This is a genomic window from Bacteroides sp. 3_1_23, from assembly GCF_000162555.1.
Lineage (GTDB): Bacteria > Bacteroidota > Bacteroidia > Bacteroidales > Bacteroidaceae > Bacteroides > Bacteroides ovatus.
The window spans coordinates 343,340-347,826 of the sequence record NZ_GG774950.1 but is presented as its reverse complement, the minus strand read 5'-3'; the positions used below and the strand labels follow the sequence as shown (position 1 = coordinate 347,826).

The window sequence follows — 4,487 nt, the reverse complement described above, 5'->3', positions numbered from 1 at the left end:
TCCGGGTCCTGTCCATACTCTACTAAATAATTGGTCCATGTCGTTAGAATGTCCCAATATTTCTTAGCATAATCTGCATTACCTTCAATTTTCGAAATAGCTGCAGTTAGAATCACCATATTACCACTTTCTTCAATCGGCATGTCACCACCATAAACTTGTCCATTAGCTATTGGATAAGTGCCAAGGTCATGTGCTGCGAAAGGTTTATCCCAGCGACCGCTAGCACTATATTCAAAGATACTAGTCATCATTGCCTTTTGTAAATCAGGATTATAGACCAAAAACAGGGGAGCAGACGGATAGGTCAGGTCGACTGTATTGATACAACCATTACTGTTATTCTCTTTAGAGAACCACATCAGATTGCCTTCTTTGTCTGTAAATAGTTTGTGAGCAGAAATAACTTGACGATAGGCTGCAGAACAGATTTCTGCATATTTTTTACCACCAGCTTTTTCTGCATCGCTATAAATAAGCTCATCAAGTGCACGACAACGCTCCATGATGGATTGATAGTTATCTCTTAGTTTTTCGAAAGCATCAAAAATCGTTACTTTACCATCATGCTTCCAATATCCCATACGTTTCTCATACATATATTCAATGGAATAAATGTCATCATAACCGATCATCAAGAAACCATCTTTACCATCTTGGGTAACAGTTCCAAAATTATGTACATAAGCCATTGCAGGAGTATTTTCTTCCCGACGAGTAATCCATTTAGTTTTACTTGAAGCTAAAGTTCCATTTTTAACAAAAGCTTCCTTCATTCCGCTATAGTCACCCAAACTTATAGATTTTCCTGCTCCATTTACACTACCAAGATATACATATCCCCAGTCAGCACAAATCAAATCACCTTTACGATCACATATCGGCTGGTTGATGGTGCCAGCTTCTACATAACTAATACCATTTTTCGATAATGTACGTGCAATAGTAGGTTGAGTAGTCTCATTCACTGCTAATACCGGAGTCGTTTCTATATAGAATTGTACATCATGCTCTTTTTTATCAAGAGGACGCACACGATAGGAGATGTAGTTAATCGGAGTTGACAACAAATCCAAGTCATCTATCAATTGAGGTGCTGTAAATACGACATCTAATTCGACTGGTCCGCAAGTGAATGTATAGTAACTGGAAGTGGCTAGTACATCTACCGATTTCTGTACAGCCTCATTTTCAAATGTTACTGCATTTTTCTTTTCACGATATAAACCAAAATCCACATAAGATCCTCCTGTCGTGTTATGACAATGTGCTGCAATCACATTTTTACCATTACGAAGCTTCTTCTTGGCTTCGTCTGAAAGTTTTAGATTTACATTATTCTTCCATACGAGATCTGTAGCAACCAGTTTTTCTCCATTTAAATATAATTCGAATACATCGTCATGAGAATAAATAAGAAAAATATTCTCTGTTAAATCCAAATCATTTATTTCAAATGTACGTCGGATATAAATATCTGTATTATCTCCTTTCCATTCTGTGCGAACACGTGGCATATCACGGCTACCGAAAGCTGCTTTACCTTTTTTCCAACTACTATCATCAAACTGGAATTCTTGCCATCCATTTGCTGGTTGACTATTAGTGTATGCAGCCTCCCAACGTTCCACATTTGTCATGGGAGCAATAGGTATTAGAGCTACTTGATCTTTACCCAGGAAACGATACACTTTACCATCTACGCGTAAAGCCCCTACTAATGGCTTCTTAGCTGTAGTCCAGTGTTCTGTACTTCCTTCCATTAATTTATCATAAGGAGACCAGATAGAGAAGTGAGGATCTGAAACAACGATAGGTACCGATGGAGTACGTAGCGCTACCTCTTTTACTGGTTTAAATAAGTTGCCGGTTTGAGCATTTGCGAATAAACCGACCGAAAAGGCCATTACTGTTAGTAGTTTCTTCATAAATATTTTCTAATTAATCTACAATTTTAAGGTTACCCATCTACAATCTTGTTTACCTATAAAGAAAAACAAACCCTACGTTTTCTTTTATTTCTCTTTTTACCTTCTTACTATTACCTTTTAAATGCAATCTTACCTTTCTTATCGCTATACCTAAATAATATATTAAAATCAGTACTGTCGAATATTTATAAATGCTAGAGGAAAAGTTTATATAGAATTGTGTGTTTCAGGTAGGACCCAGGATTCATACAAATCCATTTGTTTTTCCATAGCATTTTATTTGTAACGCTGCAAAATAATGGAATTAATGCTAAATATTAGGAAAATCTGTGTTCAAGAAAGGACAAAATCTATTCTTTTTTCATATTTTGAGTGTTTTTAAAGTGCAAAATAAGTCTCTTACAGTGTGCTTTGAGTAGTTTTTTCCTTTTTGAGCAATATTTATCCACTTTTATTAAGATAGTACAATGTTTTTGGAGGTTCTAGCTTTTAACGATGAGATATTGCTCATATCGAATAGCTTTTGTAATTTTGCAATACGAAAGCAATACAGATTTACTATCGCAAAATATACTCCATATATTAAACCAAAGTACGTCACTCGAGAGGGGACTACTGTCCTCTATGTTCGATATAACTACAATCGAACTAAGCGTACGCTCATCTCTACTGGATACAGTATTAAACCGGAACACTGGGATTCTAAAAAGAGATGGATTAAGCGCGCTTGTCCGAACTATGACGAGATTGATGCCTGCCTGATTAGAATAACGTCCAAGCTTGGAGAAATTCTTACATATGCTAAAATAAACGGAATAAGTCCAACCGTAGATTTTGTTTTACTTGAATTAAAAAAAAATAGAGAATATGAATTACGTCCTAATCGGGTAGATATATTTGACGCATTAGAAAGATATATTACAGAAAAAGCTCTTGTTGTTTCTGCAGACCAAATAAAAGACTACCGAACACTTCGTAAACATCTGATCGCTTTCAAAGAACATTCATCGCAGCCAATTACTTTTCATAACCTGAATCTTATATTTTACAATGAATTCATGGACTATTTATTTTATAAGGTTATAAAGCCCGATGGGAGTGTTGGCTTGCTCACTAATTCTGCAGGAAAAATTATACGTTTGTTAAAGGGATTTGTTAATTATCAAATAGATAAAGGAGTTATTCCTCCAATTGACTTGAAGCATTTTAAGGTCGTAGAAGAAGAAACTGATGCTATTTATTTAAGTGAAAAGGAACTTTCAACAATACACGAGTTAGACTTGTCAGATGATAAGCAATTGGAAGAGATTAGAGATGTTTTTATTACTGGGTGTTTTACAGGACTACGATATAGTGATCTCTCAACATTAAGTCCCGAACATATTGACTTAGATAATGAGATTATAAATCTCAAACAGAGAAAAGTGCATAAAGCTGTCATAATCCCTATGATCGATTATGTACCGGAAATACTCAAGAAGTACAACTATGATTTACCTAAAATTCCTAGATATATATTCAACGAAAGGGTTAAAGAATTAGGGCGAAGGGCAAAACTAAAACAGAAGATCGAAGTCGTTCGCAAGAAAGGGAAAGAACGGGAAAAGAGAGTCTATGAAAAATGGGAGATGATCTCTTCTCATACTTGCCGACGATCGTTTTGCACAAATATGTATTTATCCGGCTTTCCTGCCGGAGAACTTATGCGCATATCCGGGCATAAGAGTCCATCTGCATTCATGAGATATATAAAGGTTGATAATCTACAGGCTGCAAAAAGACTAAAAGAACTTCGAGCTAAACTTGCCAGGTAAAGATTGAAATATTTCATCTTAGTTATTTCAAATCATGTTCTATTTTTCATATATGCAGAAGAATTAAGATTCTATTGAATTGCTAAATAGAAAAAAGAAAGTCACATTTACATTATATATATTCCTTTTATTGAATATATATAGCATAATTCTTTATAAACATGTATTTTTTCCTACTATCGAAAACAAGTTTTGATATAATGAAACAAGTCGTTGGTTTAAAAGGAACATCTCCTACCTTTAAAAGAAACTACTTATTGGTTTAAAATAAACCACACTATGGACTCCTGAATGGGGTTCTAACATCTACTTTCCTTATTACCTTAAGCTATCACACAATAACATTTCTCTGCAAAATAGCATAAAAAGATAGATAAATCATTCCAGAAAGTTTTATTTACGTCGAATTCATTCAACAAGAGTAATTATTCAATCTATTTGATTTTTAATATCTTAAAATGTTGCTAGTTTTTATGTCATAAAAGAAATTACATGGATAAATGAAAAGAGAGAGAGGAAAAATATTCATTTTTTCAGATTAGTCCATTTCTCATCTTAGACTACCACTACATTTATCCATTAACTTTTTATTTATTAAAAGTCTGCTCATAAGTTAGAATTTTGTACTTTATTTAATAGCCATAACAACACAAAGACAATACAGAGCAAAGATAATCATCTGTATTTCAAACAATTGATAAATGGCAGTTTAGTCTGGACAGGACCCGGAAAACCAACTTTG

Annotated in this window: 2 protein-coding genes; one reads left to right on the top strand and one right to left on the bottom strand. The window is 34.2% G+C overall.

Going from position 1 to position 4,487, the window contains the following annotated elements; all coding sequences use genetic code 11:
- A partial coding sequence (locus HMPREF9010_RS11310; protein ID WP_008649277.1) for a glutaminase domain-containing protein occupies positions 1-1,928 on the bottom strand: 1,928 nt, incomplete at its 3' end.
- A gap of 470 nt (positions 1,929-2,398) precedes the next feature.
- Here HMPREF9010_RS11310 and HMPREF9010_RS11315 point away from each other — a divergent pair.
- Positions 2,399-3,745 carry a site-specific integrase gene (locus tag HMPREF9010_RS11315; RefSeq protein ID WP_004307639.1) on the top strand — a complete coding sequence of 449 codons (1,347 nt, stop codon included), beginning with the start codon at positions 2,399-2,401 and terminating at the stop codon, positions 3,743-3,745.
- The last annotated feature ends 742 nt before the right edge of the window (positions 3,746-4,487 follow it).

Coding starts and splice junctions, on each gene's coding strand:
- HMPREF9010_RS11315 (WP_004307639.1), top strand. CDS start 2,399: ATGTTTTTGGAGGTTCTAGCTTTTAACGATGAGATATTGCTCATATCG.